This is a genomic window from Mesobacillus sp. MER 48, assembly GCF_023714225.1.
GTDB lineage: Bacteria > Bacillota > Bacilli > Bacillales > Cytobacillaceae > Mesobacillus > Mesobacillus oceanisediminis_A.
Genome location: NZ_JAMAUR010000004.1, coordinates 282452 through 308361, shown reverse-complemented (window position 1 = coordinate 308361; position 25910 = coordinate 282452). Strand labels below are relative to the sequence as shown.

Below are 25910 nucleotides of genomic sequence, written 5' to 3'. Positions count from 1 at the left end.
TACTTTAAACTCCTGTAATCATATTGTCAATACTATTATGAAAATTAAATTTATATTCCTAGAAAAGCGTCTCAAAAAAAAGAAGACCCCCAAATCCGGGAATCTTCTTTTCAAAATCAACCTCTGCCCGCTGCGGTCATCCATTCAGACTGACGAAGTTTCACTTCATAAAGCGTCAATGGATCGCGGTACAATTCCGGGTTGACTCTCAATTTTTCCAATTCATTTTTACCGTGTTCGATTTCGTTCTTAGCTTCTTCTACAGATTCTTCTAGAACAATGAAAGGCTGTTTGAAGAACAAGTTCACATCGCGTTCAATCGATTTCTCGAAGATCTCGAATTGCTGCAGGAATTTCTTGGCGATGGTTACGCCAATTTCATAATAATCCTCTGTCTCCAGATAGGATTTATACCTGTTATAAAGCATCGTATTGTTTTGCGGCAGCACGCCAAGCAGCTTTCCTGCGCTTTTCAGGAAAAAGGCTTGAGGGGTCGAACGATTCATGATGTTAGCCTTCTCATAGTGTACCCCATTCGTCATTCGATCCCCGTCACGGCGCCAGTCATCGAGTACCCTGAAGTCACAGTCAAGGCTGATCCGTTCTTCTCCGTACATCGAGTTAAATCCCTCTGCCATTTCGTCCAGATAATTCTGGCTCTGGTCAAACTCATCTTTCGAAAATTGGATCCAGTCATTCAAATCGGAATGGAACTTTGGCAATACTGTTTTTTCCAGATATTCTTCGATTCGCTTGTTCATTTCCTGGTCCATTTCCGAATGGATTTTACCAAAATCACTATCCTCCGTCACCAAGTCAGAGCAGCTGCGCAGCAATTCTGGAACCTTCTCGATGATTTCCGCACGCGTTTCATCCTTGATTTTACGGAATGACTTCTGGATAGAGCGTGACTTTTCCTCTTCAATATCGCCTAACTGATTGATGGCACCATTCAGCTTGCTGACCATTTCTTCATTCCAACTGATGGACTCCATATGGTTATTTTCAATTTCAACCCGCTTATCGAGCAAATACGTGATCGCTCGTCTGACAAAGAACTGCAGTTTCGCAGTGCGTTCCTGGTCAAGGTCGACTGCGTTTCTAGTTGTTTTAATAAAATTGGAGAAATCCTTCAGCTGCTGGGCATTATCGTAATTGGATGAGAAGGCGAACATTTTTGCATCCGGATAGTATTGGCTGACCTCTGCCCATGTCTGGTCGAAAACTTCCGTCGCTTCCTGCTGTCCGTATATCACATCAATCTTATTCAACAGGAAGTGAATGTTCAGATCCGGGAAAAACTCTGATATTTTCCCGAGTATATCCCTTTCTTTTTCCGTAAAAGGATCACTCGCATTAAGAACGAACAGCAGACTATCGGCAAATCTCAAGTAATTATAGAGCGGATGCCTATCATAGTTATTTCGGTTGACCCCCGGAGTATCAATCAACGCCAGGTCATGATCGCGCAGGAATGGGAAGTCTGCCTTGAAATCAATGATGGTTTCATTCTTATGATTCTTGCGGCTGACACCTGCTGCCTCCTTGAAGTCCTCAACATCCGTGATCTGTCTTATTTCCGTATCAGTTATTTCATGGGCTGCCGGGTTTTCCTGATCCATGAAACGGATGACCGCTGCAGTCGGAACAGTAAGCAATTTTTCGCCCACGATCGTGTTGACGAAGGAAGACTTTCCATTGCCTGACACGCCGGCGACCAGCATATTATGGATATTGGACTCGTGTAACTCCTCGACCATCCACTTAATCTTGTTGCCAACCTCAATCCCATGCTCTTCTGCCCATTTGATGATCGACTCGAACAACATCATGCTATCCTTATAGCCATCATGGTACTCATTCGAGTTCAGGACTAATGTCTCTGCATCATGTATCGCCGAAGCCGTAATCGATCCTGGAAATACCTCATTCCAGGCAATGATGGATGACGCTGCGACAAGGCTGTTCACCGGGCTTGTTATTTTCAGCCAGTTGGTCAGCAATTCCGGGATCAGCGGTGATATTTCCTTGATCAGCATGTCTCCATTAATCAATTCGAAATAGCTTTCCTGATAGACCGCTGAAAGCTCTGTCCAGCCATCTCTCCTGTTTCCGTCCATCCCGCTGAATAATTGATTGAATTCCCTTAACCATGCCATGTAGGTGCTTTCGTTCCGGTAGCTTTGCCATAAGGATACAGCGAGCTGTTCAAACCGGCTTCTGTCCACCTGGAATAACACGGATAATGCCTCGTTAAAATAGTCAGGGGCGAACTGGGCGGTGCGTCCCTGTTCAACATACTGGGTCAAGATATCAAACCATTTTGCCGAACCAGTCCGGATTCCCTCATTGACAGCAAGCTCGACCGCATTTCCCCAGTCATTTTGCTCCTCGAAAAACGAACGGGCGATTTCGGTCACACCTGGATAATCCGGATCAAGTGCTACAGCTTTTTTGATGACAGCAACTGCTTGATCGAGCTTTCCCTGCTCTATATAAAGTGATAATAGCTGCAGGCCGCTCTCGATTTTCAGTACATCGCTTTCTGTCTCAATCGAAAGGAACAGCTCTTCCGCCGATGTCAGCAGGCCAAGCTCCAGGAACGCATCCCCCATGTTCTTTTTTGCCCAGGGCTCCAGCTCATTCGTGATGTTTTCCCATTTAAAAATCGCAGCTTCATAGTCTTTATGGTGAAAATAGACCTCCCCCTGCGCAAAACGGATGTTTGCCAAGTCAGGCATATCATTCTTCTGCTCGGCAAGATAGAGCTCTCCAAGTACCTGGACTGGGTGTGTCCTGTTACCTGAATCCATATAGGTTTCAAAATACGACTTATTGATTAATTGCTCTTCAAATGTCATGACTTTCCTCCGACCTCTCGATAATATCAATCCATAAAAAGAGCCCTCAGACTCCTTCAGGCATGAAAAATTGTTTTAGATAACTATTCTTTTTCCCTTTTGCGGCTTGCACTCAAACCTTATCATTGTATTCTATCAAACTATTTTTCATTCCATATTTCAGTAAGCTTTCAGTTGTGCAACAAGACCTGAAAAATATGTAATTTTTTTAATAAAACATCCAGTAATTTGGCAGTTCCTGTCGGATTATAAGGGACTTATATATCTTTCGTACTATAATTTATCTTTCTGGGGATTAAATGAAGTTTGTCACACCGCTCATAGGGCAAAATCATTATAATGAAAGGTACAAGACGACCGAAAAGGAGATTCTTATGCTGACTTTAAAAATAATGGGCACTCCCAGCGACCATATTGCATCGGAACATATAAAAAACCAAACTGTGATTATGAACACTAAAACACTTGCCACTATCAAGGGAACAGGAAATGAAGTGGAATTCCACATCGATCCCCATCTGGACCTGGATGAATTCCAATTTTTGCGGGATATCGTCATGGAGTTAAGCTACGGGAATGAAGATGCCATTGATGAAAGAGGCTGCCAGCTCGGCTACCTGGAGAATGGAGAAAAGGCCTTCTTAATTAAAAATTGGGAAGAGTGGAAAGCTTTCCTGATGAAAGCGAAGCTCCGGACGTTAGAAGGCCAAAACGTTCAGGCTTTGAACGAAGTGGGCGAAGAGCTCGGGGCCGGGATTCTGGCCGAGTACGAAGTCGAAGCGGGCCCATTCCGGATTAGGAGCTGTACCTTGATCACCTTGTTTGGTGAAAGGAAATTCGAAGGGGACAATATCCGAATTGTGCCGACTAACCAGTTCGGTTAAACAGAAAGAGCAGCGGATCACCCGCTGCTCTTCTTAGTTTTCCTTTTGCAGTTCATCGATCAGCTGCTTCGTCCGTTTTGCATTACCTTCGGCGAAATTCTCCAGACGTTCCTTCAGTTCAGGATCATCATGGACGCGCTCGGCCGTGATCAGGTAGGTCCTCATCAAATCTTCTTCCATTTGGACCGTGTTTTCCAAAACATCCTCAATGCTTTCCTTTTGGCTGTCTTGATGAAAAGGATTCTTCATCTCAATCCTCCCTTTTAGATTGAAAGAAACTCTCCTTTTATCTTCGCCGGCAGATTACTTTTTATACTCTGCCTTCCTCCAGATAAAGAAAGCAGTTGTCGCCAAAATCGTTGAAATCAAAGCGACGATCACCGCGCCGTATACACGCTCATCTTCCTGGCCATAATATCCCTCAATCGCGTTCGAGAGGGCGACGACATTGACCGCAAGGAACAGGAAAATCGAGAAGAATGCTGCTCTTTTTTTATCCATGCCTTACTTCCCTCCCCACTGCAAACACCTTTCCATCCTTGATTTCAAGCAGGATTTTCGGAAGCTCTCGCTGCGGAGGTCCTGCCATCGGCTGGCCGCTGTCTACATTGAAATAGCCTTTGTGGCATGGGCAGAGAAGGACGTTTTCCTTATGCTCGTAAAAAACAGGGCATTGCAGATGTGTACATTTATTGTTGTAAGCGACGAATTTGTCATCCGGTGTCCTGACCAGAATTGCCGGTTCATTTTTCGTCGGGTAGTTGAAGTTCCTGGATTCGCCGATTGCCAGGTCATTGATATCGGTAACTTCGACCCGCTTCACTTCACCGTTTTCATCGCGCAGGAAAGTGAAAATCCCAAATGGTGTCGTTGCCAGCCCGATCGCGACGGTTGCGCCAAAGGAAGCCTTCAGAAACGCCCTTCTATTTAAATTGACGTCGTCCTTCCGATTCAGATTATCGATCAGCTTGATCATATCTTTATCATCTTCATGATGGTTCTGCTTTTTATCATCACTCATGGCCATATCCTCCTGTTCCTAGAGCTGAAACTTAGCATCGATTTTTTCTGCCAGGTTCAAGTATTCCTTGAATAGCGCTGTGTTTTCCGCAGCAATCGCAGGAGTCTCACTGTTCTCATCCGCTTCCTGGATCGGCAGCTGCCCCAATAGTTCCGTACCCAGCTGTGCTGCCAGCTCCTCGCCGCCGCCTTTTCCGAAGATGTAATACTTCTGTTCGCTGTCTTCAGGCTTGAAGTAAGACATATTCTCGACTACACCGATAACTTCATGCTTGCTCTTGATCGCCATCGATCCTGCGCGTTCCGCTACGAAAGATGCTGCTTTATGAGGCGTCGTCACGACGATTTCCTTGCTCTGTGGAATCATCAGGTGCATATCAAGCGCGACATCTCCGGTGCCAGGAGGCATATCAAGAATGAAATAATCCATTTCACCCCACAGCACATCCTCGGTAAAATGCTGAATCATTTTTCCAAGCATCGGTCCGCGCCAAACGATCGGTTCATTGTCCTTCACCAGGAAACCCATAGACATCACTTTAATTCCGTTCGATTCAACCGGGATGATCTTTCCGTTGAACGTTTTTGGCTTTGTATCTATATTCAGGATTTTCGGTACACTGAATCCATATATATCAAGGTCGATGATCGCCACTGACTTGCCAAGCTTTTGCAGTGCAAGCGCAAGATTCACTGATAATGAAGACTTTCCGACTCCGCCTTTTCCGCTTGTCACCGCCAGGACATTTCCTTTTAACATTTTAAAGCACCTCTTTTTTGGTTGGGTTATTATTCCCTACCTTATCTAAAATTGCTTGAAACCCTTTACTGGAAAAAATCGCTGATTATTTCCAGTTCGCCAATAAAATTTTATTTTCGCAAATAACCATGTGGTTTTCGCCAATAAAATCAAATTCTCGCCAATAATCCTGTGAAAAGCGCCAATGAAATTGGATTATCGCCAATATCGCTAAAATCCGTTCAAAAACAGAGCCGGCCCTAATGAACTTAGCGCTCTTTTCCGGCCGGCTGCATTAAATTAAGATTGTGAATCAGTATAAACACCGAAGAATTCAGGCACGTAATCCCATTTATTGCCCTCTTGAGGCTTTTTGCCTTCTACAAGATTCATCTGGGTGCGTTTTCTGCGCAGCTGCTGCATTTCATCGAAGTCGATGAAGCGGATCGCTTCACTTGGACAAACAGACGCACACATTGGCGCGATATCGTATCGGGTTCTGTCATAGCACATATCGCATTTGTACATTTTGTTCTTCTCGAAGTCGAATTTCGGAATACCGAATGGGCAGCCGAATGTACAATTGCGGCAGCCGATACACTTCTCTTCCATCGCGGAAAGCACGACGCCTTCATCCGTGATCTGGATCGCATTTGCCGGGCAGACGCGAGCACATGCAGGGTCTTTACATTGCATGCACAGCATCGGGAAGGTCTGGCGTGATTCGGTAAAATCAACATATTCTACATAGTTCCGTTCTTTTGCATCATGGTCTCCGCACTCACGGCAGGCTGCCTGGCAGGCACGGCATCCGATACAGCGTTCAAATTCAAGATACATTATTTTATTCATAATGGCCGTTCCTCCTATTTAGTCAGTTTTTCAAGTTTTACAGCACAGACTTTAAATTCAGGCATCCGTGAGATTGGGTCCAATGCCGGGCTGGTCAATTGGTTGACCGCCAGCTTTTTGCCCCAGTGATAAGGGACGAACATCGTATCTTTGCGGATTGCTTTCGTTATTTTTACCGGAGCGATCATATCGCCACGCGGAGTTGTAAGCTTCACTCTTTCGCCGTTCTCGATCTGGTACTGGCTTGCCAGTTCAGGATGCATCTCAACGAATGGCTCAGGGCATTGCTCCTTCAGGAAGTCAACGCGTCTTGTCTGGTTCCCTGAAAGATAATGGAATACGACACGGCCTGTAGTCAGCCAGAGTGGATATTCTTTTGACTGGACTTCTGCAGGTCCTCGGTAATCGCAAACTGCGAGATTCGCTTTGCCATCTGGCGTTTCGAACTTCTCTTTGAACATCGATGGAGTTCCCTGATGCTCAAGTGCAGGAGTTGGCCAGAAAACACCGTCCTGTTCATCGATCTTTTCGTATGTGACACCATAGTAATCCGCTTTGCCGCCTTTTGATGCAAGACGAAGTTCATCGAAAATTTCTCTTGGCTCATTATATTGGAAGTGCTTGCCTTTACCCAGGCGTTCAGCAATCAGGCTCATGATTTCCCAGTCTGGTTTGGATTCCCCGATCGGCTCAACTACTTTACGGATATGGATGATCCGGCCTTCTGTATTGGTAGTCGTTCCTTCATCTTCTGCCCATGTTGTAGCAGGAAGGACTACATCTGCCAACTCTGCAGTCTCAGAAAGGAAGAAATCATTTACGACTAAGAAATCAAGGTTTTCAAGCTGTTCTTGCACATAGTTGATATTTGGTGATGATACAACCGGATTTGAGCAAATGACATGAAGTCCGCGAATCGTCTTCGCCTCCATGAGATGGAACATTTCATAAGCAGATACACCTGGCTGCGGCATTTCTTCCGGCTTGATGCCCCAAACACCTGAAATGTACTCAACTGCCTTAGGATCTGTAAGCTTGCGGTAACCAGGAAGCAAATCGGCTTTCTGGCCGTGTTCACGACCACCCTGGCCATTTCCCTGTCCTGTAAAAGTGGCAACTCCAGAAGCGAATTTTCCGATTTGGCCGCGCAATAATGCCATGGATGTGTAAAGACTTACGTTATCCACACCTGCTGTCTGCTGTTCAGCACCGCGTGCGAACATCACGACTGATCGAGGTGACTTTCCAAAGATGTGTGCAGCTTTGATGATTTTTTCTGCTGAGACACCAGTAATTTTCGATGTATATTCTGGCGTGAATTTAGCCGTCATTTCTTTCAATTCGTCGAAATTATTGCAGCGCTCCTGGACATATTCGTGATCCACATAATCATGTTTGATCAGCAAGTGCATGATTCCATTTGCTAAAGCAGAGTCTGTTCCAGGAAGAAGATCCAGGTGTACATCAGCAACTCTTGCAGTTGCAGTTTCACGCGGATCGGCAACAATGAGCTTTGCGCCTTTGTCCTTCGCTTTCCAGAACCACTGGATACTAGTAGGGTGACATTCTGCAGTGTTAGAGCCAGCCATGAAGAAGCAGTCGCTATGCTCGAGTTCCGTCCATGGAAGCGATGATCCACGGTCAATTCCAAGTGTCTTATTGAATCCCCCGGCAGCCGAACTCATGCAGTAGCGGCCATTATAATCGATATAACGAGTGCCCAGTCCGACACGTGCGTACTTTCCTACCAGGTAGCATTTTTCATTTGTCATCGACACACCGCCATACACAGCGAGCGCATCCTTGCCGTATGTTCCCTGGATTTCTTTATACTTTCTTTCGATTAAATCAAGCGCTTCTTCCCAAGAGGATTCTACAAATTTGCCATTTTTTTTGATTAAAGGACGCTTGATGCGATCCGGGTGATCAATAGTCTGATAAGCAGTAACCCCTTTAGGACACATCTTCCCTCTGGTCAGCACCCAGTCATAACGCGGCTCCACACCCATGACCTTATTCGTTTTTTCATCAACACGGATATGCATCCCGCACTGCATTCCGCAGTAGCAGCAATGTGTAGTGACTAATTTTTCGCCTTTCCGAATCTGGTTTTTGACGCCTTCTTTAACGAGAAACTGGCTCATCGATTTTTTCCTCCTTCAAATCCTGGTCGATTCCGTAAAACTCTTCAGAACGCTTCTTGCTGAAGCCTGATATATGAATTCCGTTATTGGTGTTAACTGGTCCGTATGGATTGCCTTTTGGAGCTTCAAGATTCATTTGCTTCATTGCCCTCATCCTGCGGCGGCAGCCTGTGCAATAATCTGATAGATATGATCCGTCCGCTAACTGGAGGTCGAAATTCTGGCTTTTTAAAATGGCCTGGACATCCGCGATCTGGTCGTCATTGCTGTATGGCTGTCCGCAGCTCTTACATGATTTCGTATCCACTTTGATCACCTCTTGATAACTCATTGGTACTGCTGTAGCCAGCGGCCTGATCGGCACGTGGAACAGTTTTCCGAATGGGAAGTACATCAGCATGATGATGACTGTAACCTGGTGGACCAGCGACATGTAATGGTGCATCCAGCCATCAAGGAATGTGTAAAGCACTGTCAGGATTAATCCCGTTACTGTTACTGACAGCAGAATGATCAGTGGTAAAATGTCGAACTCGAAACGTTGTGTAACTTTTACATCGTAGTTGGTGACTCTTCGATAAAGCGCCATCGCTGCACCAATCAAGACCATGATTGCGCCAATATTCAATCCGTTATAGACGATTTCTGCGAAAAGTCCGTGGGCTGCCATTGTAATGGTTGGCATATCGAAGACGATAATCTGGTATGTTTCCGAATCAATCAAGTCGAAGCGCATCCATCCAAACGTCAACCCGAAAGTGATACCGAATGAAATGATGCAGCCCCATGAAATCATCAAGTGCTGTATGCCGCGGTATAATCCGCGCTGAAAAATGAATTTCTGCAAGATGATGTTATCGATTAATGTTTTGACTAGTGCTTTTGAATTACGTTTCATTCTTTCTTTATTAAAAAGGTTCTCAACACTTCGCTTAGCTACTCTGTTCGTCGCTTTCCGCCACATCCAGAAGCTCATCCTGATTGAAAGCCCGATGGCAAATACTGCTGACGAAATTGCATATCCTAGAAGCGCCATGTCAATATGGACAAACTTCGAGGTCGAATACCACATTGAGAAGAATAATATCATCACAGCGACAAAGGAATACATGCTTGTTTTGGAGTAAAAGGATTTTTCGAATTTGTACAACTTTGCTACCTCCCTGTAAATCGTTTCCGATTTCAAAAATCATCTTATCATGGAAAAACAGTCAAAAAAGGCTTAAATTGTAAACACTTTGTGAATAGTGAAAAATTGATTTAATAATGTTTTTTACAACCCCAATCATCACTGTGAACCGTTTATACCTAAATCTTAAGGGAGCAAGATTAAAAGATATGTGAAGTCCGTCACACCATCATGAGTGGACACAAAATCGTAATAAATTTGTGCGGTAGTTAACAATCTGGCAGTCCCCCCTCTCTTTCAGAAGACTTTGTAGCCTGTATTTGACGATAATTAATGGTTCCATTGATTTATCCGCACATTATCTCCTTTTATGTGACGATAATTAATGGACACCCTGATTTATCCGCACATTATCTCCTTTTATGTGACGATAATTGATGGACACCCTGATTTATCCGCACATTATTTCCTTTTATGTGACGATAATGGGTGGTTTCCTTGATTTATCCGCACATTATTGTTTTATGTCTTACCGAAAATCGAAGTTAAGTTCCGGCCTTGCAACTCCCATCAAAAGAAATTCGCTTCTTTTTAATAGTTGATAAAATGGATTGTCCCATTAAGTTGAGTTATTAGTAGCCAGGCAAAGTTTTCCTTATACTAGAACTATCAAGCCAAGAAAGGTTGGGAGTTATGGACAATTTCAAAGCTTTTATGGTGAACAAAAATGAACAAGATTTTTCTGCTGAAGTGAAGACGATCCAATTGGAGGATCTGCCTGAAGGAGATGTGCTGATCAAGGTGGCCTACTCCAGTGTCAACTTTAAGGACGGGCTTGCGAGCATCCCGAACGGCAAGATAGTCAGGTCCTATCCTTTCATCCCTGGAATCGACCTTGCCGGGACAGTTGTTCGTTCTGACGACAGCCGCTTCAATGAAGGAGATGAAGTGATTGCGACCAGCTATGAGATAGGGGTTTCCCACTATGGCGGATACAGCGAGTATGCGAGGATTCCGGGGGACTGGATTGTCCCATTGCCTGAAGGTCTTACTTTAAAAGAAGCAATGGTTTTCGGAACAGCCGGATTTACGGCAGCCTTGTCTGTCCACCGACTGGAAGAAAACGGCCTGACTCCGGAAAAAGGCAAGGTGCTTGTGACAGGAGCAAGTGGAGGTGTCGGAAGCGTCGCTGTGGCGATGCTTGCCAAGCGAGGCTATCATGTTGTAGCGAGCACAGGAAAAGAATCAGAACATGAATACCTTCGAAAAATTGGTGCCACAGACATCATCAGCCGTGAAGAGTTAGTCGGGGAAAAGATAAAGCCTCTTGATAAGCAGCTATGGGCAGCTGCCGTCGATCCGGTTGGAGGCAAGACATTATCAGCCATCCTCAGCAAGCTTGAATACAACGGTTCAGTTGCAGTCAGCGGGCTGACTGGCGGAACAGATGTCCCAGCAACGGTGTTCCCGTTCATCCTAAGGGGAATCAATCTCCTTGGCATCGATTCCGTTTACTGCCCAATGGAAACGAGAAAGCTTCTATGGCAGCGGATGGCAACAGATTTGAAGCCCGAGGGACTGCTGGAAACCATTAAGAATGAAGTGTCATTAGAAGAATTGCCTGGCGTCCTTACCAGCATCTTAAAAGGCGAAAACCGCGGCCGAACGATTGTGAAGATGTAAAAAAACAGCCCGAATCCGGTCAATAACCGGGTTCGGGCTGTCTTTAATCCATTTAATTTTTCTACTGTGCTGCAAGCTCCTTGAATCTACTTTCCAACTTTGTGCTGCAAGCTCTTTTGAATCTACTTTTAATTTTAAGCTGCTGCATGCTTTTCTGAATCTATTTTTAATTTTGTGCAGCAAGCTCCTGTGAATCTACTTTTGCCAGATGACCACAATCATTCAGGAACAGCACTGCTTTTTTCCCGTTTTCATTCACCTTCAGCAAATGGATTCCTGTGTCTCCTGTCGGGAAATAGATATCACTGGATACAGGCAAGTTTAAAAATGCTCTCAGGAGATTGGAGATCATACCGCCATGCGAGACAATTGCGATTCGCTTCTTGCCTTCGCTCTCAGCAAGAATCTTTGAAAATACCGTCTGGGCCCGAAAGCGGAATTGAAGCTCAGATTCCCCTTCCTCGATCGGAACATGCGGCTTTCTTCCGCCCTCTGGTTCTGGATAGCGAAGCTTGGCCTCAGCAAATGGCAGACCGGCCAGAACTCCATTATTGAATTCTCTTAATCCATCATCCTCAATCACAGCAATACCGGTTTCCCCGCTTAGGATTTCTGCTGTTTCCCTTGCACGTTTCAATGTGCTCGACCAGATTACTTCCGGCATATATTTTTCCTTTACAACAACAGCCATTTCCTTAGCCTGTCTGCGGCCATGGTCCGTCAGCAACAGATCTGCCCGCCCTTCATGGACCTGCAGAATATCTCCTTCCGATTCGCCATGCCTGATCAATAGAATTTCCATTTCCTCACCCTTTTTCCAATCATTTCAACTATCAATTCTTCATAAGCGGCTGAATTCCTTTTTAGGCGAAATAAAAAAGACTCACATCAGATGCGAGTCTCATCAATCACTATTTTACCGGCCCCAGGTTTGACCTTCTGATCACCTGGTTAATCACTTCAGAAAAAACAAGGCCAACCGCAATCGCTCCGGATATCATCGACGCCTTCGCAGCCAAAGAAAGGGCAATGCCATAATCATTCTCCACAAAATGCCTCATCGCATCATACGCCAGCCCGCCCGGAACAAGCGGAATAATCCCGGCGACGCTAAATATGATAATTGGCATCCGATATGCCTTCGCGAACATCTGGCTGACAACTGCAATTAAAAATGAGGCCATCAATGTCGCAAAAATGGTGCCGAATCCATTTGTATCCAATGCAAAATAAACAATCCAACCGACCATCCCGGAAATTCCGCACTTGACCAGGGATTCCCTTGGTGCGTTAAAAATGATTCCAAACGCTGCCGAGGCAATAAAACTCGTAATTAGCTGCTCTATATAAACCATCGCTTTTTCTCCAGTCTACAAGAAAGATAAAATTGCTGCTATGCCTGAGCCGATCGCAAATGCCGTCAACAGCGCTTCTGCTCCTTTTGACAATCCAGAAACCAAATGGCCAGCCATCAGGTCCCTGACTGCGTTCGTAATTAGCAGGCCAGGCACAAGAGGCATCACTGAACCAATGATGATCTTATCCAGCTCCTGGCCGAGTCCGAATTTCACAAAGAAAAAGGCGATCATCCCGATAAAGAAAGACGACAGGAATTCAGCAAAGAATTTTACCGGAACAATCCTGTGAAAATAAACGACCAGGAAAAAGCCGATTCCTCCTGCGGCCATAGATGGCAGGAAGTCGAGCCAGCTGCCGAGGAACATGATAGTGAAACAGCCGCTTGCAATGGCAGCTGCGATGATTTGAATCGTAAACGAGTAGGCTAGATTCGCCTCCTCAATCTCCTCAAGAAGCCTGCACGCTTCAGCAAGCCCTACCTCGCCGCTGCTGATTTTTCGTGAAACAGCGTTGACCATGGCCACTTTCCTTAAATCCGTGGTCCTGTCTGAAATCCTGACAAGCTTCGTCCTCTCCGGGCCGACACCTTCCACAGAAAAAATGATCCCGGTCGGCGTCACATAACTATGGGTCTTGTCGATGCCGAGCGCTGAAGCCATCCTCGACATCGTGTCCTCGACGCGATACGTTTCCGCGCCGCTTCGGAGCATGATTTTCCCGGCCAGCAAACAGGCCCGCATCACTTCAAATGTTTGATCCTGATTATCCATAATGATCCTCACATACCAATCCGTACGATGTAAATTTCTTTATCAGTTTAAATCAAAAGAGTGCATATTAGCAACCATGGAAAAAGCCAGCCATGATACGGCTGGCTAACGCCTCAGGAAACAGCTTCCTTCGGCTGGCAAACTTCCTTTTTAGGTTTGCCTTTGATAATCGTCAGAATCAGGGCGAATACCACAAAACCACTTGAAATCTGGAACAAGGTTCCCAGATCAACATATTGCGCCAGAACCCCGAAAAACAGTCCGCTTAAACCAATCCCAAGGTCAATGGATGAAAAGAACATCCCATTGGCCACTCCACGACGGTTTGGCGGTGTCATCGATAACGTCCATGATTGCAGGGTTGGGATCAATGAACCGAATCCAATCCCAAACAATACGCCGGCAAAAGCAATCATCATATTGGAGTGAGCAAATGAAAGTACCCACATGCTAGCAAACGTAATACTGATCGTTAAAATAACAAGCCCGACAGGTCCTTTTTGGTCAAACCATTTTCCGGCTACCGGACGTGATAATGAAGCAAGAATCGCATTGCACAGATAGAATAAGAAGATTTGATCAATCCCGCGTTCCTCGCCAAATATAACGATGAAGGTAACAATCGTTCCATATCCGAGGTTGATCAGCAATGTCAGCATCGCTGGGAACCAGCCTGACTTTTCAACAAGCGAACCAAGATAAGAGAATTTTAAATCTTCCTTGTTCGTGTTCAGAACCTGTTCAGGTGTTTGATAATGAACGGTTCCGAGCAGCACAAGGGCAATGACACCAAGTGCACCAGAAATGTAAATCAGATTTTCAAATGACGTTACTTGAAATAAGAATATCCCAAGGCTCGGCGCAATGATCATCCCGATCGTGATGGATAGGCCGTAATATCCCATCCCTTCTCCAAGCCTGGAGTTCGGAATCACATCTACCGCTGCCGTGCCGTTGACAGTCGTAGACCATCCCCAGGCTAATCCATGCAGCAGCCGGACAGCCAGGAAAATGATCACCACCTGTGACAGTGGATATAGGAATGTAATGAGCAACAGCATGACAGCTCCGATCAAAACGAGCGGCCTTCTGTGTTTATATTCAAGCATGAATCCAATGAACGGCCTGCTCAGCACGGCCCCAATTGAAAATAAGGCGGTAACCAGACCGATTTCCGTTCCATTCGCACCAATCGATTTTATATAAGGCGGCAATGTCGGTATGAGCATCTGGAAGGACATGAATACAAACAGGTTTCCGACCATCAGCTTTATGAATGAAGAGGTCCATAATGGCTCTTTTGTTTGTGACAAATTGTTTCTCCCCTTTACCTATTTCTGTGAACGGAGGCAGGCTAATTATTGAAATGCTTCTCCATTAAAAAAACAAAAAATCTTCCGCACGAGAAGATTTTTCATGTATTTCGCATTTCTAAATAGTAGCACATTCCACTACAATAATGAAGGGGGAAATTTGTTTTACAAAAGCTAAATTTTATTGTTCCTGTACTAACACAAAGTTTATCCGTAATCCTGTTGCCCTAAATGGTCTATTCGTCCAAACCTGATCAGAAAGAGCTTTTACTGAAGATATTTTGGATTGTCCTTGCTATGCGATTCATTCAATTCTTGAAAAATATCCGCCTTTGCAGGTTCCTGGTTGGCTTCCATCTTCATAACCATTGCTGGAAGGTAATCATTCAGGATTTTCCTGAACTCACCAACTGTCAATGGCTTCGCATCATCCGTGAGTTCATATCCAAGTTGGCCGTTCGGTTCAATCGTTGCGAATTTCACATCTTTCATTTTGGCAATCCCTTTATTCCTCAATCTCATCTCCAGCTGGTCGACCGTGAGTCGCATTTTTTTCATCATTTTCGTATTTAACTGGCCATTCTGGATAATGATCTTCGATTTTCCGGTGATGAATTTTTCAAAAGAATTAAACTTAAGCTCCAAATATTCAATAATGATAATAGCCGCAACAAAAATAGCTGCCCCCGCGATTGCCTTCCACATGCTTTTCTCTACTATAGGCTGGACGATGATGGTCCCAAGCGAGATCATCACTACTGTTTGTGCCAGTGTCATTTGCGAGATCGACTTCCTGCCCGCAACTCTTAACAATAAAATGCCTGAAAGGATCAAAAAAGTCGTTTTCCAAATAAAAGTGAAATCCATAAGCGCCTCCTAAATAATGTCTCCCCTTAATTTTCTCCATAGAAGGTTATATTATGAGGCGAAAAAGGCACTCCAAGGGAATGCCGTCAGGATCATTATTAAAATGCTTGTTTCACCGGTTTTTCAATGACAATATTTGTTCTTGATACATTCACTGGATTGGCAATCGTATCATCTACAGGGCAGGTTTTAGCAATGAAATCTGCAAGCGCGCTGATGTTTTCTTCTGGGGATGGTGATTTTATAAAGTAGGTATAGCGAATATCCGAATAACCGCGGCGTACATCGGATTTATTCATGAAACCATCAGTATCAAGATCACCTTCCAATTCAACGCGGAAGTCCTCGAGTTCCACCCCGAACTTGTGGCTGTATACACGCGCTACGATTGATTGACATGCCCCCAATGCACCAAGTAGCATTTCAACCGGATTCATCCCCTGGTTGGTACCGCCTAAATTTTCAGGCTCATCGATCGTGATGTGAAAGCCTCTGGCCTGGACATCAACCTTTACCCCCTCCTGCAGTGACGCTGTGGCTTTAAAAATTTCTTTTGGCATGATATTCCCTCCTTTATATTTACACCTCCATTTTCCTCTTTCTTTAGCCGGTTTCCTTCTCAAAACAGCTAAAGACACAAAAGAGTCGAGAAGCTTTGAACACATTGTGAAAAGGTGAACATTATCAGAATCAAAAAGTTTTCCCAACCTGTTTAAGGTTTCTTGCTAACTTGGGCTGGATAAATTTAAATGTACGAATTTTCAAAATCAAAGGAGGACCTATGAAAAAGTTTAGTGTCATTGCACTCGCACTCATGTTATTCAGTTTGGTTTTATCCCCCTCATTCTCCAGCCCAAAGGCATCCTTGCTTACAGCAGAACTGGACCCAAAAGTCGAACGCCTGCTGGCCAATCCTTTGAGCAATGAAGAAGTTGAACTCATCATTACTTATAAAGACATGCCAGTACTCTCGGATATCAAGCTTTTGAAATTATTAGGTTTCCAAGTGAATCCCTTCAGCGAGCTTCCGATTGTAGCGGTTAAAGGGAAGATTGGGCTTGTCAATGAACTGCTCCTTACGGCAACCAATATTCTCTCAATTTATGCGAATGATGATCTGCAATATTTCCTTCGAGACAGCAGGGCACTCATCGGCACAGAAGCTGTTTGGAATGACCTTGGTTTTACCGGAAAAGGAGTTACTGTAGCGGTAATCGACAGTGGCATTGATGCTACCCATCCAGATTTGCAGTATGGTGAAAAGGTCGTCCAGAATGTAAAATTCGTTGTCGGAGACCTTTTTGGCAATCAGCCTCTTTACCTTGAGAACCAGCTGAACACAGACACCACCTCTGGCCATGGCACCCATGTTGCTGGAACGATTGCGGGAAGCGGGACCTCTAGCGACGGCCTGTATAAAGGAATTGCTCCCGATGCAAAACTAGTCGGTCTTGGTGTTGGCGAAGCCATCAACATCCTTTGGTCACTGGAAGCTTTTGATTATGCCATCAAGAATCAAGAAAAGTACGGAATCGACATCATCAGCAACAGCTGGGGCTCAACCGGGGAATACTCTCCTGACCATCCGATCAATGTCGCTTCCAAAAAAGCGCATGACGCAGGTATGACCGTTGTGTTTGCCGCTGGAAATGAAGGTCCAGAAGATAATACGCTAAACCCATACTCTGCGGCTCCCTGGGTCATCAGTGTGGCGGCTGGAACAAAGGATAAACAACTAGCCGACTTCTCATCACGCGGTGTTGCAGGAGATGAATTCCTGCATCCTGATATCACGGCTCCAGGTGTAGATATCGTGGCAACCCGTTCTTCCACTGGACTTGTCATGAATCTATTAGGTACAGTAACCGATGTTTCATATATTGAAGCGACTCACCTGCCTTTCTATACAACTTCAAGCGGCACAAGCATGGCCGCACCCCATATATCGGGTGTCGTTGCCTTGATGAAGGAAGCAAACCCTGCTCTCGGCCCGGATCAGGCACTTGAACTGATGGTCCAAACAGCTGACCCGATGCCTGATTACCAGCCGCATGAAGCTGGCGCAGGCTATGTGAACGCTTATGAAGCAGTCCAGGCAGCTCTCATCAAGTAAAAGTTACTGCTCTAACAAGTAATGAAAAAAATAAATCCGACTCCTCCTCGATACCGGGGAGGAGTTTTTCATCTGGCGAATTCCAGTTATGCAGGCACCTCTTGTATTTCTGGCCAAGATAGGTTAGGTTTAAGGAAAACCTGAATATTCAGAAAGGGGATGCTTTGGATGCTTGATTGCCAGGATGAGGTTTTATTTTATACAAAACAGCTTGTGAACATCGGGAGCATTGTCAATACAAATGGAGAGAACGAAATTGCCCAGGCACTTTATACGATGATTTCATCGTTTCCTTATTTTATAGTGAATCCAACCCACGTCATCAAACCGCAAACGAAGAATGATGTGCTTGAACGGTATAATGTACTGGCTTTTGTAAAAGGAACAAAGGGCAGCAGCAATCGGACCGTCATTCTGATGGGACATCTGGATACGGTCGGGATTGATGATTTCACACAGCTTGCCGGCCTTGCGTTCAATCCTGATGAACTTCTTGTAGAGCTTAAAAAAGAAAAATTGCCTACTCATGTCAAGGAGCAAGCAGAATCAGGCGATTGGATGTTTGGCCGCGGGGTGCTGGATATGAAAAGCGGGGTTGCCTCCAATCTTTATCTGTTGAAGTATTATTCAGAGCATCCGGATGAACTCGAGGGAAATCTTGTCTTCTTGGCAGAATGTGATGAGGAAGACAGTTCATACGGCATCCTTTCAGCAGTAAAAGACTTGAACGCCTGGAAGGAAGAGCATGACTTTGAGTATATTGCCCTGATTAACAGTGATTTCGTTTCACCAAGGTTTCCCGGTGACAGGAATCGCTATATTTATAAGGGAACGGTCGGGAAGCTTTTGCCTTCATTTTTTATAACGGGGGCCGAAACCCATGTTGGGTCAGCGTTCGAAGGCCTGGATCCAAATCTGATCGCTGCTGAATTGACCAGGCAAATCGACTATAATCCTGAACTCTGCAATGAGGCTTTCGGGGAAACAACCATGCCGCCAGTCTCATTGAAGCAGACGGACCTTAAGCCCAACTACACCGTGCAAACGGCGCTGGCCGCTTATGTATATTACAATTTTTTCATTCATTCCTGGACACCAAAGGATGTTCTTGAAAAATTGAAGGAACAGGCCAGCATTGCTTTTGCAAATGGCTTAGAGCTGTACGAGGAACGCTACAAGCATTTCTGTAAAATGAGCGGCGAGCCTTGCAGGGAACTACAATGGCAGCCGCGGGTGATGACATTTGAAGAGATGGAAAATGAACTGATCAAGATGCATGGTTCTGAATACACAGCCCATATGGTGGAGTTCAAGGAAAACCTGCTACTGGATGCGACACTTGACCTGAGGATGTACGCTGCAAGAGTTGTTGAGGAAGCATGGAAGTGGATGCCAGATCAGAGTCCGGCAATCATCGTCTTCTACTCCTCGCTTTATTCGCCAAGAATTGAAGTCAATGGTAAGACCGAGGATGAACGAAATTTGATTGAAGCCCTGGATGCGGCTGTTAAGATTGTTCAGCCTGAATATGACGAATCCATCGTTGTCCGCAATTTCTTTCCTTATATATCCGATATGAGCTTTGTCGCCTTGAGTGATGATGACGAAGCATTGGATGCTGCATCCCGCAATAACCCAAGCTGGGGAACGAAATTTTTTGTGGACTACCAGGAAATTCGTGAACTGAATGTCCCAGTCGTTAACATCGGTCCATACGGGCTGGATGCCCATAAACGCTATGAACGGATGGAAATAGACTATTCTGTCAGAATCGTCCCTAATCTCACCAATGAGGTCATCAAGAATCTATTGGCAAAATAATTTGCAGGTGCCTTGTTCCGGCACCTTTTTTGTATAAACATAGCCGAACACCTCTTGTTTTTCAGCTTTTTTCTTATTACTATATAGTTCAGTGGAAATATATTATAGTAATCATTAAAATAAACATAAGAGACTGAACAAAGGAAAGGCTGATTTAATTGGAAGAAAACTCGAATTTTATAAAAACGATCATTAAGGAAGATTTGGAGAGCGGCAAGCGTGATACAGTCGTGACCCGATTCCCTCCAGAACCAAACGGATACCTACATATCGGTCACGCAAAATCGATCGTCATCAACTTCGGGCTCGCAGATGAGTTCGGCGGAAAGACAAACCTCCGTTTTGATGACACGAATCCGCTGAAAGAAGATCAGGAGTATGTGGATGCCATCAAGGAAGACGTCGAATGGCTTGGTTATGAATGGGAAGGCTTGTTCTTTGCATCTGACTACTTCGATGAAATGTACGACCGTGCTGTCCTTTTGATCAAAAAAGGATTGGCATATGTCGATGATTTATCTGCAGATGAAATCCGTGAATATCGCGGCACCCTGTCTGAGCCTGGAAAGGAAAGCCCATACCGCAATCGTTCCGTTGAAGAGAACCTTGAACTGTTCGAACGCATGAAGAATGGCGAATTTGCAAATGGCGAGAAAGTATTGCGGGCAAAGATTGATATGTCTTCACCAAATATCAATCTTCGTGACCCGGTCATCTACCGAATTTCGCATGCGACACACCATAACACTGGTGATAAGTGGTGCATCTATCCGATGTACGCGTTTGCCCATCCGATTGAGGATGCTATCGAAGGCGTTACCCACAGCTTGTGCACAACCGAGTTCGAAGACCAGCGTCCTCTATACGATTGGGTTGTACGTGAAACCGAAATGGAAGCAACTCCGCAGCAAATCGAGTTTGGCCGCCTGAACCTGACAAACACAGTCATGAGCAAGCGCAAACTGAAGCAGCTTGTTGAAGAAAAGTATGTAGATGGCTGGGACGACCCACGCCTGCCAACAATCTCCGGTTTGAGAAGACGCGGCTTCACGCCAGAAGCAATCCGTGAATTCGTAAAAGCAGCTGGCGTTTCAAAAGGATATTCAACCGTTGATGCACAGATGCTTGAGCATTTTGTCCGTGAAGACCTTAAGCTGAAGGCCCCGCGGACGATGGGTGTGCTTCGTCCATTGAAAGTTGTCATCACGAACTATCCTGAAGGCGAAGTCGAATGGCTTGATGCAGAAATCAATCCTGAAAACCCGGAAATGGGCACACGCAAAATTCCATTCTCCCGCGAGATTTATGTTGAGCAGGACGACTTCATGGAAAATCCTCCAGCGAAGTACTTCCGTCTCTTCCCTGGCAATGAAGTCCGTTTGAAGCACGCTTACTTCATTAAGTGCAATGACGTAGTTAAAGATGAAAATGGTGAAGTGGTTGAACTTCACTGCACATATGATGTAGAAACAAAGAGCGGATCTGGCTTTACTGGCCGCAAAGTAAAAGGAACTCTTCACTGGGTTGACGCAACACATGCTCTTCCTGCAGAATTCCGCCTGTATGAGCCGCTGATTCTTGACGATGAAGAAGAAAGCGCAGACGAAGCCGAGAACAAATCCTTCCTAGATCAGGTGAATGAAAAATCCCTGGAAATCCTGAACGGATTTATCGAGCCAAATATGAAGGACGCCCAGCCGCAGGACAAATTCCAGTTCTTCCGCCACGGCTACTTCAACGTCGATCCGAAACACACGACAGAAGACAAGAAAGTCTTCAACCGGATTGTATCGCTTAAGAGCTCGTTTAAGCTTTAAAAATATGTAGATAAATGGCCTCCCCGGGTGCGTGTTTGATTCGGGGAGGTTTTTTATGGTTAAAATTGATGGAGGATGGCGACAAGCCGGCCTAGTGGTGGATTTTCTACCGAAGATCTTAGGAAAACGGTTGGATTTTGACAACTTTAACCTGTTTGCCTTCGTACCTGTCAATAAAACTCCGGATTATTGACAGCTTTATCGTACTTCCCCTCAAACCTGTCAAGATAACGATGGATTCTTGACAGCTTTACTCTACTTCACCTCGAACCTGTCAAAATAACGTAGGGTTCTTGACAACTTTCACCTGTTTCTCTTCAAACCTGTCAAAATAACGGCGGATTCTTGACAGCTTTCTCCTGCTCCCCCTCAAACCTGTCAAGATAACGACGGGTTCTTGACAGCTTTTCTCTACTTCACCTCGAACCTGTCAAAATAACGACCGATTCTTGACAGCTTTTCTCTACTTCACCTCAAACCTGTCAAAATTACGGCTGTTTCTTGACAGCTTTACCGTACTTCCCCTCAAACCTGTCAAAATTACGGCTGTTTCTTGACAGCTTTACCGTACTTCCCCTCAAACCTGTCAAAATAACGGCGGGTTCTTGACAGCTTTTCTCTACTTCACCTCAGACCTGTCAAAATAACGACCGATTCTTAACAGCTTTTCTCTACTTCACCTCAGACCTGTCAAAATAACGACTGATTCTTGACAGCTTTCTCCTGCTTCTCTTCTAACCTGTCAAAATAACGACTGATTCTTGACAGCTTTCATATGTTACACTTCAAACCTGTCAAGATAACAACGGATTCTTGACAGCTTTCTCCTATTACACTTCAAACCTGTCAAAATAACGGACAATTAATACCAGGTTCCTGCTTCACCCTTCAGAGTTGATCGAGACATCCTTTCTCTTTTTAAAGGAAATCTGCTTTTAATCTAGAATATAATTAAGCAACCAATTTTTCAGAGGTGGGTATTATGGAAATTCGACGATTAAATGGCGGGGATGCAGAGGGTTATCGAGCCCTTCGTCATGAGGCCTTGCTAAAGAATCCCGAGGCGTTCGGTTCTAGTTATGAAGATGAAAAAGGTAACGAAGCTTCACATTACAGGCAAAGGCTTGATAATAAATTAACTTATACATTTGGCGCTTTTGAGGAAGGTCAGCTGGTTGGGGTCGTTACCCTCGTTCCAGAGGGAAAAGTTAAGCTGAAGCACCGGGCCAATATTTTTGCCATGTATGTGACCTCCTCACAGAGAGGCAGAGGTATTGGCAAGGCACTTGTAAAAACAGCCATTCAACAGGCGCAAGAGTTAAACAGTGTTGAACAGATCCATTTGACAGTTACCTCAAGCAATGAACCGGCAAAAAAACTTTATGCTTTCCTTGGTTTCAAAGCATATGGAGTCGAAAAGAACGCCCTGCGGATTGATGGGACATATTATGATGAAGATTTAATGGTGTTATTTTTATAGAAGGCCAATCTTGGCCTTTTTTTCATGTTTATTTTTCGCTAAAAAAGGAAGTAGGTAAAGGATGAGGTTTTTACTGAAAGGAGAATGCTCATGTTTTTAGATGCTTATGTTAACCAGAAGGTTCAGGTTAAACTGAAAAATTTCCCCGAAAATATGATTGGCGAAATTACCGGAATCTTTCAGCCAGATGAATGGTACCTGGTAAAACTGGTCCATGCCGAGAGTATGGGGATTTGGGTTGAAAACCCTTGCTATAAACGGACGCCAGTCCAGAAGGAAGATGGCACGGTGATTCCTACCGAAGATCAGGTCGAAGAAACCTGCACCACGCATATGTTCCTTCGCTGGGAGTACATTGCATCCATAATTACCTTTCCTGATTCCGATCCCAAGGCTGACAAAAAAGCCAAGCTTATTGGGTTCCAGCCAGATATTGATTAGAAAAAACAAAAACGCTGCCGAAAATCCGGCAGCGTTTCTTCATTTTTACTTAAAGATTAACACTTTACCCACTGTGCCGTCATCGCTTTGACCTACTACACGGAATTTCAAGCCGTAAGTAGACACGTTGCGGCCAGCGTCAACCATTCCAGGATTGCTGTAATCTGCGCTATCATCAAATAGTGGATTACGCTTCGTATAGTTGTCCTTCATTGTAAACTGACCTGGATAGTTCAAGAACATCTTTTCGGATTTTTCAAGTCCAAATGCAGCATCGTGTACTTGATATCGAGTAGAAGCTACAGCTCCATCACTCCAATAATTAGTATGCTGGTCTGCATCCACAACTCCCAGATAACCGTCTCCAGGGTGTACACCTGTCCAGTTGTTGTCATAAGATTCATCAACATACCATACGACTAAACCTGGATCGTAAGACATAATTGAAGCTCCACGACGAATATTTTTCAAGCCTTCATCGACGCCATTATGTGATCTCCACTCAAGAAGATAATAATGATCAGTGGTATACTTTCCATCATGCTTTTCAAACCCATTTAATGAAAATTTAGCTTCTCCTTCAGCACCATCAGAGAAAACTTCATTTCCATCTGCCGTTACCTTGATGTTATCAGCAAAGAATCCATCTAAATTAGATCCCCAGTCTGTCATGTAACGTAGTTGAAGCTGGATTTCCTGGCCCGCAAACTTACTTAAATCAATTGTTTCGTGTACCCAGCCATCACTTGATCCAGTATAGCCAGGAAGATTTTCTTTAATTGCTGGATATCCATTTGGATCCAATGTAGATGTAGTTCGACCGCTCGATAAAGACTCCCATGTTTCCCCACCATCAGTCGATACTTGAACCATGGCATAATCCCAATCTTTCTCTATATTGTACCAAGCATCAAAATCAAGAGTTGCAGCATTGGCACCAGTTAAATCAATCGTAGCGAACATCTTGTGATCAACTTCATCACCTTTGCCACCATAGTATTCAAATGATCCTTCTGCAGGTTTGTTCAATACGTTCACTTTATCAGGAAGGTTTACTCTTACTGCATCGTTATTAGTTCCCTTAGTAACACCTTCGTCAAGTAAAATATTTGTGCCTGCACTTGTAATATCTTCAGAGTTCAATGTTGTCCCACTTAACCAATTACCACCATGCCATTCCTGAAGTTTTTCCTTTGCATATGGGCTGAATCCTGGAGGCTCTGTTCCACCAATCTTGCCTGCCCAGCTGCCGCTTGCCATAACTGACCAGTAAGCAACAGCCTCACCGGCACCAGTGTACTGAGTATCATATTCATCCGGCAGTCCTAAATCATGGCCGAATTCGTGAATGAAGACGCCAGCTGCTCCATCTTCCGGTTCGATGGTGTAATCATACGCGCCTAATGCACCCCCAAAACGATCACTATTGGAAGATCCGCCTGGAACACCAACTAATCCACCAAGATTCCAACGATGTGACCAGATTGCATCCCCACCAAGTGAGCCGCCACCTGCTTCTTCACCGACACCTGAATGAATGACCATTAAGTGGTCAATGATACCATCTGGTTCGTTGTAAACACCGTCTCCATCATAGTCGTCGCGATCCCATACGTCATATTCACTCAAGTCAACATTAGGATCTTGGCCAGCTTTTTTAAGTGCTTCATAAACTAACGTACGTGGACGGGCATCACTGCCATCTGGAGCCGGGTAATTACCGCCATAATATGCTGCCGGATGATCAGCTGTGTACCACCCAGCCACTTCACCATCAACTGTATAGCTGCCACCTGATTGTTGTTCATAATACTGTTTCATAGAGACGAATTTCTCACCATTTGGACCTTCGTATCCATCTTTACCAAACACCATACTTTGGAAATGATCATCAGAATAATCTTTGTAGTAAAAACCTGTTTCTTCTGGTGTTATAGAATTATGTTTATAGTCAGGAAAGTCGATTTTAAGGATAAGAACCTTATCTGATCGAACTTCACCGTTGTAACCCTCTTTTTCAACACTATCCACAGTATTCTTCTTAGCCTGTCCGAGTTTATTTCCTTTGCCTTTAGTCAGGCTATCGCTATTTGGTTTTTCCGTACCTTTTTTAAGCTGTCCAAGAGATTCAGGCAATTTATCCTTGGTTTTACCAGCGTTAGCTGCCTTTTCTTTCAAATACTTCTGCAATCCCTTTTCCGCCTCAGCAGGAGTTGCATCCTTCGCAATCTTTCCTTCTTTCTTCAACATTTCTATCAATCTCTCATCGTTTGCGATGCCTAAATCGATTGGTGCTCCTCCGTTGGCCTGGTAGCCTGGTTTTTCAACCGCTTTGACTGTAGCTGGTCCAGCAGACGCGAATGACAGAGTGCTTGCAAGCATTGCAGTCATCGTAATGCTTGATAGGACCTTTAGACCTAAATTTTTCTTCAAATTCCTACCCCTCTCCTTAAATGGATTTCAGAATATTTAGTGCAATACTATTTTAGCAAGTAAACTTTCAATTTACAATATTTTAAATTATCAAATCATTCAACTTTTTTCGCGCAAACTTTCCATATAACTACTAAAATCCTCATATAATAGTCCTATAATTCGACATTATAAATTTTAGACT

General features: G+C 44.5%; 23 protein-coding genes. 8 read left to right on the top strand and 15 right to left on the bottom strand.

Translation table 11 applies throughout. From position 1 onward, the window contains the following. Positions 1-116: 116 nt before the first annotated feature. Entirely contained in the window at positions 117-2861 is a 2745-nt protein-coding gene (locus M3593_RS16325; protein WP_251543838.1) for a dynamin family protein, read from the bottom strand. A 299-nt stretch (positions 2862-3160) separates the two neighbouring features. On the opposite strand from M3593_RS16325, the gene M3593_RS16320 reads away from it, so the two are divergent. After that, the gene (locus M3593_RS16320; protein WP_251543841.1) at positions 3161-3745 is read left to right on the top strand and encodes a hypothetical protein; all 585 of its coding nucleotides are present in this window, start codon (positions 3161-3163) and stop codon (positions 3743-3745) included. A gap of 33 nt (positions 3746-3778) precedes the next feature. On the opposite strand, the gene M3593_RS16315 is transcribed toward M3593_RS16320, so the two are convergent. The 7 genes from M3593_RS16315 to M3593_RS16285 form a co-directional block, all read right to left on the bottom strand. Next, positions 3779-3994: a hypothetical protein gene (locus M3593_RS16315; protein WP_144475083.1), complete on the bottom strand. Its 216-nt coding sequence runs from the start codon at positions 3992-3994 to the stop codon at positions 3779-3781. 54 nt (positions 3995-4048) lie between these two features. Beyond that, the gene (locus tag M3593_RS16310; RefSeq protein WP_251543843.1) at positions 4049-4246 is read right to left on the bottom strand and encodes a hypothetical protein; all 198 of its coding nucleotides are present in this window, start codon (positions 4244-4246) and stop codon (positions 4049-4051) included. Next, positions 4239-4766 carry a Rieske 2Fe-2S domain-containing protein gene (locus M3593_RS16305; RefSeq protein WP_251543845.1) on the bottom strand — a complete coding sequence of 176 codons (528 nt, stop codon included), beginning with the start codon at positions 4764-4766 and terminating at the stop codon, positions 4239-4241. The genes M3593_RS16310 and M3593_RS16305 overlap by 8 nt, the downstream gene beginning before the upstream one ends. Before the next feature lie 18 nt (positions 4767-4784). Next, on the bottom strand, positions 4785-5525 hold the full coding sequence (locus M3593_RS16300) for an Mrp/NBP35 family ATP-binding protein (RefSeq protein ID WP_251543847.1): 741 nt from the start codon (positions 5523-5525) through the stop codon (positions 4785-4787). 279 nt (positions 5526-5804) lie between these two features. Then, positions 5805-6356 (bottom strand): 4Fe-4S dicluster domain-containing protein, encoded by a 552-nt coding sequence (locus tag M3593_RS16295; RefSeq protein WP_144475087.1) that lies wholly within the window; start codon positions 6354-6356, stop codon positions 5805-5807. A 14-nt stretch (positions 6357-6370) separates the two neighbouring features. Beyond that, positions 6371-8500 carry a formate dehydrogenase subunit alpha gene (gene fdhF / locus M3593_RS16290; protein WP_251543849.1) on the bottom strand — a complete coding sequence of 710 codons (2130 nt, stop codon included), beginning with the start codon at positions 8498-8500 and terminating at the stop codon, positions 6371-6373. Then, positions 8481-9650, bottom strand: a complete 1170-nt coding sequence (locus M3593_RS16285; protein ID WP_251543851.1) for an MFS transporter — start codon at positions 9648-9650, stop codon at positions 8481-8483. Before M3593_RS16285 ends, fdhF begins: the two co-directional genes overlap by 20 nt. A gap of 672 nt (positions 9651-10322) precedes the next feature. Between M3593_RS16285 and M3593_RS16280 the strand changes: the two genes are divergently transcribed. Next, positions 10323-11312: an NADPH:quinone oxidoreductase family protein gene (locus tag M3593_RS16280; protein ID WP_251543853.1), complete on the top strand. Its 990-nt coding sequence runs from the start codon at positions 10323-10325 to the stop codon at positions 11310-11312. A 166-nt stretch (positions 11313-11478) separates the two neighbouring features. Here M3593_RS16280 and M3593_RS16275 read toward each other — a convergent pair whose 3' ends face one another. From M3593_RS16275 to M3593_RS16250, 6 genes are all read right to left on the bottom strand, one after another. Further along, complete coding sequence (locus M3593_RS16275; RefSeq protein WP_251543855.1) at positions 11479-12114, bottom strand: histidine phosphatase family protein; 636 nt, start codon at positions 12112-12114, stop codon at positions 11479-11481. Positions 12115-12223: 109 nt separating this feature from the next. Continuing rightward, positions 12224-12667, bottom strand: coding sequence for a threonine/serine exporter family protein (locus M3593_RS16270; protein WP_251543858.1), 444 nt, complete (start codon positions 12665-12667; stop codon positions 12224-12226). Positions 12668-12682: 15 nt separating this feature from the next. Continuing rightward, the gene (locus M3593_RS16265; RefSeq protein ID WP_214707407.1) at positions 12683-13441 is read right to left on the bottom strand and encodes a threonine/serine exporter family protein; all 759 of its coding nucleotides are present in this window, start codon (positions 13439-13441) and stop codon (positions 12683-12685) included. Positions 13442-13554: 113 nt separating this feature from the next. Continuing rightward, a complete protein-coding gene (locus M3593_RS16260) occupies positions 13555-14706 on the bottom strand; it encodes an MFS transporter (RefSeq protein ID WP_251544003.1) in 1152 nt (383 codons plus the stop codon). A 315-nt stretch (positions 14707-15021) separates the two neighbouring features. Next, positions 15022-15621, bottom strand: coding sequence for a DUF421 domain-containing protein (locus M3593_RS16255; protein WP_251543860.1), 600 nt, complete (start codon positions 15619-15621; stop codon positions 15022-15024). 98 nt (positions 15622-15719) lie between these two features. Further along, on the bottom strand, positions 15720-16181 hold the full coding sequence (locus M3593_RS16250) for an OsmC family protein (protein WP_251543862.1): 462 nt from the start codon (positions 16179-16181) through the stop codon (positions 15720-15722). Positions 16182-16402: 221 nt separating this feature from the next. On the opposite strand from M3593_RS16250, the gene M3593_RS16245 reads away from it, so the two are divergent. The 6 genes from M3593_RS16245 (at position 16403) to M3593_RS16220 (ending at position 23293) form a co-directional block, all read left to right on the top strand. After that, positions 16403-17734: a S8 family serine peptidase gene (locus tag M3593_RS16245; protein WP_251543863.1), complete on the top strand. Its 1332-nt coding sequence runs from the start codon at positions 16403-16405 to the stop codon at positions 17732-17734. A 168-nt stretch (positions 17735-17902) separates the two neighbouring features. Further along, positions 17903-19555 carry a M20/M25/M40 family metallo-hydrolase gene (locus tag M3593_RS16240; RefSeq protein WP_251543866.1) on the top strand — a complete coding sequence of 551 codons (1653 nt, stop codon included), beginning with the start codon at positions 17903-17905 and terminating at the stop codon, positions 19553-19555. A gap of 158 nt (positions 19556-19713) precedes the next feature. Next, positions 19714-21372, top strand: coding sequence for a glutamine--tRNA ligase/YqeY domain fusion protein (locus tag M3593_RS16235; protein ID WP_251543870.1), 1659 nt, complete (start codon positions 19714-19716; stop codon positions 21370-21372). A 55-nt stretch (positions 21373-21427) separates the two neighbouring features. Further along, complete coding sequence (locus M3593_RS16230) at positions 21428-21565, top strand: hypothetical protein (RefSeq protein ID WP_251543872.1); 138 nt, start codon at positions 21428-21430, stop codon at positions 21563-21565. Between the two features lie 789 nt (positions 21566-22354). Beyond that, entirely contained in the window at positions 22355-22852 is a 498-nt protein-coding gene (locus M3593_RS16225) for a GNAT family N-acetyltransferase (protein WP_251543873.1), read from the top strand. Positions 22853-22942: 90 nt separating this feature from the next. Next, entirely contained in the window at positions 22943-23293 is a 351-nt protein-coding gene (locus M3593_RS16220) for a hypothetical protein (protein ID WP_144475100.1), read from the top strand. A 45-nt stretch (positions 23294-23338) separates the two neighbouring features. On the opposite strand, the gene M3593_RS16215 is transcribed toward M3593_RS16220, so the two are convergent. After that, positions 23339-25684, bottom strand: a complete 2346-nt coding sequence (locus tag M3593_RS16215) for an immune inhibitor A domain-containing protein (protein WP_251544005.1) — start codon at positions 25682-25684, stop codon at positions 23339-23341. Between the last annotated feature and the right edge of the window lie 226 nt (positions 25685-25910).

Excerpts from the sequence above, each read along its gene's own strand:
- M3593_RS16315 (WP_144475083.1), bottom strand. The coding sequence starts at position 3,994 with ATGAAGAATCCTTTTCATCAAGACAGCCAAAAGGAAAGCATTGAGGAT.
- M3593_RS16270 (WP_251543858.1), bottom strand. The coding sequence starts at position 12,667 with ATGGTTTATATAGAGCAGCTAATTACGAGTTTTATTGCCTCGGCAGCG.
- M3593_RS16265 (WP_214707407.1), bottom strand. The coding sequence starts at position 13,441 with ATGGATAATCAGGATCAAACATTTGAAGTGATGCGGGCCTGTTTGCTG.
- M3593_RS16300 (WP_251543847.1), bottom strand. The coding sequence starts at position 5,525 with ATGTTAAAAGGAAATGTCCTGGCGGTGACAAGCGGAAAAGGCGGAGTC.
- M3593_RS16225 (WP_251543873.1), top strand. The coding sequence starts at position 22,355 with ATGGAAATTCGACGATTAAATGGCGGGGATGCAGAGGGTTATCGAGCC.
- M3593_RS16240 (WP_251543866.1), top strand. The coding sequence starts at position 17,903 with ATGCTTGATTGCCAGGATGAGGTTTTATTTTATACAAAACAGCTTGTG.
- M3593_RS16325 (WP_251543838.1), bottom strand. The coding sequence starts at position 2,861 with ATGACATTTGAAGAGCAATTAATCAATAAGTCGTATTTTGAAACCTAT.
- M3593_RS16260 (WP_251544003.1), bottom strand. The coding sequence starts at position 14,706 with ATGGTCGGAAACCTGTTTGTATTCATGTCCTTCCAGATGCTCATACCG.
- M3593_RS16220 (WP_144475100.1), top strand. The coding sequence starts at position 22,943 with ATGTTTTTAGATGCTTATGTTAACCAGAAGGTTCAGGTTAAACTGAAA.
- M3593_RS16295 (WP_144475087.1), bottom strand. The coding sequence starts at position 6,356 with ATGAATAAAATAATGTATCTTGAATTTGAACGCTGTATCGGATGCCGT.
- M3593_RS16320 (WP_251543841.1), top strand. The coding sequence starts at position 3,161 with ATGAAGTTTGTCACACCGCTCATAGGGCAAAATCATTATAATGAAAGG.
- M3593_RS16280 (WP_251543853.1), top strand. The coding sequence starts at position 10,323 with ATGGACAATTTCAAAGCTTTTATGGTGAACAAAAATGAACAAGATTTT.
- M3593_RS16250 (WP_251543862.1), bottom strand. The coding sequence starts at position 16,181 with ATGCCAAAAGAAATTTTTAAAGCCACAGCGTCACTGCAGGAGGGGGTA.
- M3593_RS16275 (WP_251543855.1), bottom strand. The coding sequence starts at position 12,114 with ATGGAAATTCTATTGATCAGGCATGGCGAATCGGAAGGAGATATTCTG.
- M3593_RS16215 (WP_251544005.1), bottom strand. The coding sequence starts at position 25,684 with ATGACTGCAATGCTTGCAAGCACTCTGTCATTCGCGTCTGCTGGACCA.
- M3593_RS16255 (WP_251543860.1), bottom strand. The coding sequence starts at position 15,621 with ATGGATTTCACTTTTATTTGGAAAACGACTTTTTTGATCCTTTCAGGC.
- M3593_RS16310 (WP_251543843.1), bottom strand. The coding sequence starts at position 4,246 with ATGGATAAAAAAAGAGCAGCATTCTTCTCGATTTTCCTGTTCCTTGCG.
- M3593_RS16230 (WP_251543872.1), top strand. The coding sequence starts at position 21,428 with ATGGTTAAAATTGATGGAGGATGGCGACAAGCCGGCCTAGTGGTGGAT.
- M3593_RS16245 (WP_251543863.1), top strand. The coding sequence starts at position 16,403 with ATGAAAAAGTTTAGTGTCATTGCACTCGCACTCATGTTATTCAGTTTG.
- fdhF (WP_251543849.1), bottom strand. The coding sequence starts at position 8,500 with ATGAGCCAGTTTCTCGTTAAAGAAGGCGTCAAAAACCAGATTCGGAAA.
- M3593_RS16305 (WP_251543845.1), bottom strand. The coding sequence starts at position 4,766 with ATGAGTGATGATAAAAAGCAGAACCATCATGAAGATGATAAAGATATG.